Annotated in this window: 4 protein-coding genes; 3 read left to right on the plus strand and 1 reads right to left on the minus strand. The window is 44.4% G+C overall.

The window, feature by feature from the left end; translation table 11 throughout:
- Positions 1-85 precede the first annotated feature (85 nt).
- From AC3WP7_RS27760 to AC3WP7_RS27770, 3 genes are read left to right on the plus strand one after another with little or no spacing between them, the layout of a single operon-like run.
- On the plus strand, positions 86-790 hold the full coding sequence (locus AC3WP7_RS27760; RefSeq protein WP_146012707.1) for a class I SAM-dependent methyltransferase: 705 nt from the start codon (positions 86-88) through the stop codon (positions 788-790).
- Between the two features lie 42 nt (positions 791-832).
- Positions 833-1,873 (plus strand): inosamine-phosphate amidinotransferase 1, encoded by a 1,041-nt coding sequence (locus AC3WP7_RS27765; RefSeq protein WP_102593132.1) that lies wholly within the window; start codon positions 833-835, stop codon positions 1,871-1,873.
- A complete protein-coding gene (locus tag AC3WP7_RS27770; protein WP_102630107.1) occupies positions 1,870-4,194 on the plus strand; it encodes a PEP/pyruvate-binding domain-containing protein in 2,325 nt (774 codons plus the stop codon). The genes AC3WP7_RS27765 and AC3WP7_RS27770 overlap by 4 nt, the downstream gene beginning before the upstream one ends.
- 2,657 nt (positions 4,195-6,851) lie before the next feature.
- On the opposite strand, the gene AC3WP7_RS27775 is transcribed toward AC3WP7_RS27770, so the two are convergent.
- Positions 6,852-7,058, minus strand: coding sequence for a hypothetical protein (locus AC3WP7_RS27775; RefSeq protein WP_146012708.1), 207 nt, complete (start codon positions 7,056-7,058; stop codon positions 6,852-6,854).
- Positions 7,059-7,122: the final 64 nt, after the last annotated feature.

Genomic DNA, 7,122 nt, shown 5'->3' on the forward strand with positions numbered 1-7,122 from the left:
GTGAAGGTGAGGGCGGGGTTCGAAGCGGGGTTGATTTCTTGGATTAGACTCAAATAAACCGACGAAGAACGCAGGAAGGTCTGTCATGAGCGATAACCAACGAAAAAGAAACTCAGAGAAACAATCCTATAATGTAACAGCAGACTGCTCAGGTGCATGGCAAAATTCAGCAGCAAACATAAATAAGGAAAAGCTAGAGATTTGTGGGCATCCTGTGATGGAAAGTTGGGAGTCTTTTTATATGCTGGAGTTGGCAAAAACGGCGTCTAAAAATGGAGGTAGAATTCTAGAGGTAGGGTTCGGATTAGGAATTGCAAGTAGACATATTCAAAGTTTTGGCATTTCTGAGCACGTTATAATTGAAGCGAATGTTGATGTGTTTAAGACGCTAATTGAGTTTTCCAAGACGGCAGAATATAAAGTTATACCTATCTTAGGGAAGTGGGAATCAGTCATCGATCTACTGGCGGATGAGTATTTTGATGGTGTTTTGTATGATACCTACCCCCTGAATGAAGAGCAAATGCATAGTCACCAATTTGCATTTATACATAAAGCCAAGCGAATTATGAAGAGCGGAGGGCGGTTAACGTATTGTAATTTGACTTCTTGGGGGAATCTCCGAAAAGAATATACAAGCGTAGAGCTTTTCAAGTTAACGCAAGCGCCAAAGATTGAAAAGGCTGGTTTTCGTAATTATAGTTTTCACATAGTGGAAGTGAACCCGCCTGAAACGTGCCCATACTATAATTTTAATGACGTGATTGTTCCTTGTGTAAGGAAAGATTGACAGTGCTTTCCTGTGCGCCGATCTTATGAAAAGGAAAATGATATGAGTTTAGTAAGCGTTTTTAATGAATGGGATCCATTAGAGGAAATAATTGTAGGTACTGCAATAAATGCACAGTTACCAATGGCGGATATTAGCGTTCACGCAATTGACTTTCCTGAGCTTAAACGTATTGGCGATATTCCTACTGGTCGATTTAGCAAAAAAATCATTGAGGAAACCGAGACCGATCTTGAAATCTTTATCGAAACACTTCGAGAGTTGTCTGTTGTCGTTCGTAGACCCGATATAACTGATCACAGTAAAATATTTAGCACGCCCGACTGGGCTTCAGATGGACTCTACAATTATTGTCCACGGGATATTATATTAGCTATTGGGAATAAAATAATTGAGGCGCCGTCTCCGTTACGGTCACGACTATTTGAGAGCAATGCGTACAAAAGCATATTTTTAGATTACCTTCACTCCGGTGCCCAATGGATCTCGGCTCCTAAGCCTAAGCTGTTGGCCGAGTGCTATGGCGAGCCGCATGGGTATGACGTTTGCCTGGAAAATACGGAGCCTCTCTTCGATGCGGCTAATATACTAAGGGTGGGCGAAGATATTTTGTACCTCATCTCTAATTCCGGCAATGAATTAGGCGCGCTCTGGCTTCAGAATACGTTAGGCAGTAACTACACCGTTCACAAGTGCTACAACCTCTACAACCAAAAACATATTGATACAACCTTTACATTTTTAAGGCCTGGACTGGTGATTGTCAATCCAATGCGAGTGAACGACGATAATTTACCTAAAATGTTAAGGTCGTGGGATAAGATTTGGTTCGACGATATTGTAGACGTTGGATCTGACACTAACCATCCATTGTCTTCTAAGTGGATTGGAATGAATTTTTTAATGGTTAATAAAGATCTCGCGCTCGTTGAATCTAGACAAACACCACTGATTAAAATTTTGGAAAAACACAAGATAGACGTTATTCCGCTGCAGCTACGGCATCCTAGAGCCATGGGGGGCGGTTTTCATTGCGTCAGTTGTGATGTTAGGCGACGTGGGACATTGGAGAAATACACATGAGCCGTACATTAGGTCCAGCCGACCAATGCACTCAAGAGAGACGTATTGTGCCTTTGGTTGAAGCGGGGCGGTCACGCGTTGAGCACGTTGGTGCAAAAGCGCATTCGCTTGGCATTCTTAAAGCGCATGGCGTTAATGTTCCGAACGGTTTCGTTATCAGCGTTCCATTTTTTTATGAGTATTGCAAAACCAATCGAGTTGAAATCAATCACGTGATGCATGGATTTGAATGTCGACAACTATCGGAACATTTATCTTTTTTGCAACATCAAGTTTTGAATGGTCAAATGTCTGATGGCTTCTTGGTCGAGCTGTTCGATAACGTAAAAATGCTAGGCGATGGTAGCCTTTTCGCCGTCAGGTCCAGTGCATTTAGTGAGGATGGTGCGGACAGCTCATGGGCGGGCATATTAACCACGGTTTTGAATGTTTCAGTGCAAGAGCTGACGCACAGTATTCAGGTCTGTTGGGCGTCTATATTTAACCCCGCTATTGAGTTTTATTTGAAAAATAGAGTGTTGAATGCTGAGTCTGGTGCGGCGGTTATTGTTCAGGAGATGATAGTATTTGATGTGTCGGGCGTTATCTTTTCGGCGGATCCCAGAAGCAACGACACAAGAAAAATTGTAATTGAAGTTGTAGAGGGCGCTTGCGAAAATCTAGTGTCTGGTAAAATGACACCTGATAGATACGCAATTGAAAAAGATACACTTCGGATAGTGGAGCGTTATGTAAGTCAGCGAGGGCGAGCAAAAATTTCATTCGAAAGTATGATGGAATTAGCGGATATTGCATTGATGCTGGAAACGTTGATGGGTGGATATGTCGATATTGAGTGGGGCATAGGTAGTGGTAAATTATACATTCTTCAGTGTCGGCCAATAACAACATTACTACCATTTACTCCGGTGCGTCCGACGGCCCATGGTAATTATGATTTTTGGTGGTCCGACTGTGAGGCTTATTGGGAAATAGAATCGCGTGCACGAATCCTTGAAACAATGACATGGATTCCATGGAATAGAGTGGATGAGCTGGTTTTATATACGGAGTCTGGTATTACAAAAGCGTATATCTCGGAGAAGGATGTCGCAGCGGAAATCGTGCGTGGGAACATTTTTTTGCACGCATCTACAGTTGTTGAATATCGAGATTTACTAAATGACTTGTTAAGTTCTTTTGATGCATTCAAAGAGGATTGCAGCAATATGAACTTTTCTATTATGTCGGAAGATGAGCTGTTGGACGTGTTCTCAAGGGCATTATGTTTGTTCACACGCCTGGTGAGTTATTATAAATCAACAGGGCCTAATGTCACGGCGTTGTTCACTGACGAAGTAGGGTATCATTTGAGCTTGAGTGAGATTGACCGGCTGGATCAATCATGCCGCGATGAAGATATTGTAAGTGAGTATAGCGATTTTGTTAGGTTGCTAAGTGCAACCAAGGAAAATCTTGATGCGTTAATACGTGCGCATTTGTCCAAGTATCCTTGGCTTTCATTGAATAGCTGCTCTTATGAGTCGGCGCGAAAGTTGCTATTGTCTAGAGTGTCGAACTGGAAGAAGATTTGTAAGGGGGAAGACAGTTTAAAGAAAGATGCTAGTGTGATTGTTACGGAAAAAAAATCATTGCCGAAGGTGTATCGGGATATGTTTTTTTTGATTAAGTCGTTTAGAACTAAAATAAAGCTATGTTGGGCGAGCTTTGACTTTCTTATGATGCCTTTTTTTGCAGAAGTTTGTCGTCGAGGTAATGAAAGCGTTCTTGATGTGTGCCGCTATTATCGAATTGAAGAAATTGAAAGCCTTATAAGCAAGCATGTAAAAGTTGCGCAAGACACAAAGACTCATAGAGAGATCGCGCACCTCACGCTCTTTACGAGAGGTAGAGTATATCAGTGTGAGGGAGTTGAGGCGCGGGAGGCATTTGATCATCTGCTAGTAGGGAACCCAAAAGAATGTGCGATTGTAGGCAATGTTTCTTGTCACGGTAACAAGCATCGTATTACCGGGAGGGCACTTTTGGTGGTGTGTAACGATCCTGTTAGTGTTATTTTAGCGCGTTCCAAAATACAAAGTGGTGATATCTTGGTAACGTCAATGACACAGTTTAACACGCTTGATTTAGTGGGGCGGGCGTGTGGACTGGTCACGGATGAAGGGGGGGTTTTATGCCATGCATCAATTATTGCAAGAGAATTTTCGATGCCGTGTATTGTGGGTACAAAAAATGCGACATCCTTGATTAAGGAGGGTGATATAATTACAATGGATTTGCATGATGGTTCGGTTGTTATTGAGAGGCGTGAAGGGGAATGAGTGGCGCACTTTTCTGGAGTGTTTTTGATTATAGTTTGGCCCAAGCGATACGGCAGTTTGTGGGCGAGCAAAAATTATATATCGGCCGACTCACGCGCTATTGAATCCACCCGACAGATAAGTGTCACCAGTTTTCTGCTGACCTTGAAATTCAAGCTCGACAAGCCCGTTGCACGCTTGAAACAAAACATGGCTAACAGATGTAGGTAGATTTCACGATCATTTGGCGTGGCCTCGATCCGCTGGTATAACTTGTCGCAACGCTGGAGGTCCGCCACTTGCGTGGTTTTCTCGCGATGAGAAGACTTTGTAGCCTGGTGCGCTGACATTGATAAGGCCCCTTTTCGGCACACACCACGAGTTGTTTGTTAACGCCAAGACCATCATTCAGGTCAGGAGCGCGATATTTATAGCCGCGGCGAGCACCGCTGTAATCCGGCGCTATTGTACCTGGCTGAGCGCTATGGCTTTACACCAAGGTCTATCTGCTCTATCGAGCGCAAACAAAGTGCAAATAATATTTAATCAACTCGTTAAGCCGGCAACCTTATCTACTGGAAAACCGCCCATGATACAATTAAAAAAGTATGCTGTCGGACATCTCCGCTCTACACGCAAGCACCGATACTCTTCCTGCCATATTGGTGAGCAAATAAATCAAACCATTTGGCGAATTACGGCACCAAAACAACGATTCAATAGTTGTGCTTTATCGGGGAAAATAAAACACCTTCTCCACGTAACAAGAGAGCGCTTACAGCAAAAGCGCTTATGTCAAGTTGCCTTAGAGCAGATCCCTATGGTTAATGGTACTTGTTGCCGCGCCACCGAGTTTCACTCATGATTATCGCATTGATACTATTTGCAGGCTTTGTCGCAGTCTTGGCTTTTAAACTTTTACTGGTCATATTGATCCCCATGCTCCTAGCACTTATAGTGGCAGTAATAGGCTTAGTACTGCTCGTGGCCTTACTATATTTAGTCTGTCCCTGATAAAAAACTGTTCATTCGACTTTCGCGGTTGATATTGCTATGCCGTTGAAGCGGGTAAACCCATCTGCGCAATTATAACTCCGGGTACGAAATGAGCGACCCGCTTCAAAGTAACTGTAGTATTTGTAGCAGAAGCTCGGCAGCTTCACGCTTAAACTCCTGAGCGGAAGAGCTGAGTTTATTGGTCACCTAAACCTTAAATTTGGCAAGCATGGTCGCCTGAATAAATTTAGTTTCGCTGACTCACTGACTCACCAAACCACATTAGCTGCACGCCTTCGTAAAGAGTAAAATCACCTCGCGAAAACGCGCAACTCAATCGCTGGATCACTCAATCAAAAACCACCAGTCTATATCTTCATCCTCTAGCAAAAACAAAAAAATTTGCAAGTTACATATCGCGGATACAGGCAACATGAAGGTGATGGAAATCGACGGAATTTTCATAAGCGTCGTAATTCGGGGAAATATAAACTCTGTTTTCAGCCGGAAAGTAATACTCTTAGGGGGGATTCTTAGTGCCTGTCGGCCAGCCTTATATGACAGACATGTCGTTAGCCTACCCTCTGGGTGTCTTACCAATACTTGTCACTCGTAGCGAAAGATTATGGAACTCTACCACACTTGGCAAACGCGCAGATCGGGCGAGACAGTCAAGAATTGCCTCAGGCCAGGTACGCCGTAAATTGTGGCGAGATACTAGCCAACGGAAAATTCTTTCCGCCAGGTCGGACCTCAAATCAGATATTATCGGTGGTTGTAATTAAAACTGGCGTTTCCTCAAAGACTGATCCGATACTTCGAGTACCTATGCATGACCACCATAGGCTTCTGTGAAAGTAGTTAACTAGCGTTATTTTGGCCGAGCGGAGGAGCACATGCGAAGCTGCTCGCGGGCGATACCGAGATTAACAGCAGATCCATAATACCTGTGGGAGCAACTAAAAAATATTGTAGACCAGATGAATTAACCCATGATGTCACTGCTGATATTAATTAGGGTTTTTAATCACCAAGACCCAAAAATTCTTAGTTAGGGTGAGAAAGTTGCATTTTCCTGAGTTCAAAACGTGCGGCCGTTTTTCTGAACGCCCGTAAGTCGTTAAAGGTGTCATTGAATCCAGCGTGTCTAGCCAGGTTCAAGTGTTCGGTGTATGATCTGCCAAATAAATTGTTGACGCCGCTACTGACTGTCCGATGCTGATTGATCCGATAGGCGCCGTTGAGCGAGAAAACGCTGAGACCCGCGCTTCTGGAGTAGTATTTGCCGATCAGGTTGCCCTTGCTCCGATCATTTCAATGTTATGCATCCAGCGGTAGGATTGGCGGTAATGCCCCACCATCAATGCTGTTTTTCCCGAGGCGTAAGTTAAGGTCGCATCGACTTGCCATTTCGGGGCGAAATGATAGACGGGCCGAACTCACCGCTCATGATTCGCGCGATTACGTTGTCAGGACGCGAGTAGACGCCCGGCCCGGGGCTATAGTTGAACAGTATTTATCCCGCACCAGCCCCAAATAGAATGACGCCTATGAGTCAAATGCGTCCGCTTTTATATTGCATGCCCAGGTCAATCTGAGTGGTCTTTTCCGGCTTGATTGAGTCGAACGCATTGTACGACTCCACCGTTTGGCCAAAACAGTTCCCAATAATCTGAAAAGCGTTACGCATGTCCAAGTCCGACATACAGTGTGGTCGAGCTGTTGGCCATGTCATATTCGTACCGCACAAAACCACGGGGAAGCGAATAATTGTGCGTCCGGTCGGCGGTGGGATTGCTATGGCTTATACCCGCAGACCAAAGGATCGACTGGTAATCCTTGGCTGAAACTTGATCGATCCGCAGACCGCTGATCAGTAAGCGATCCATAAACCCCACCTATCCCAAGGTGAGTCAACGGTTTACCGTGGCATCTCCGGTGAGCAGTTCCACG

It is taken from the genome of Pseudomonas sp. FW305-3-2-15-C-LB1 (genome assembly GCF_058787615.1).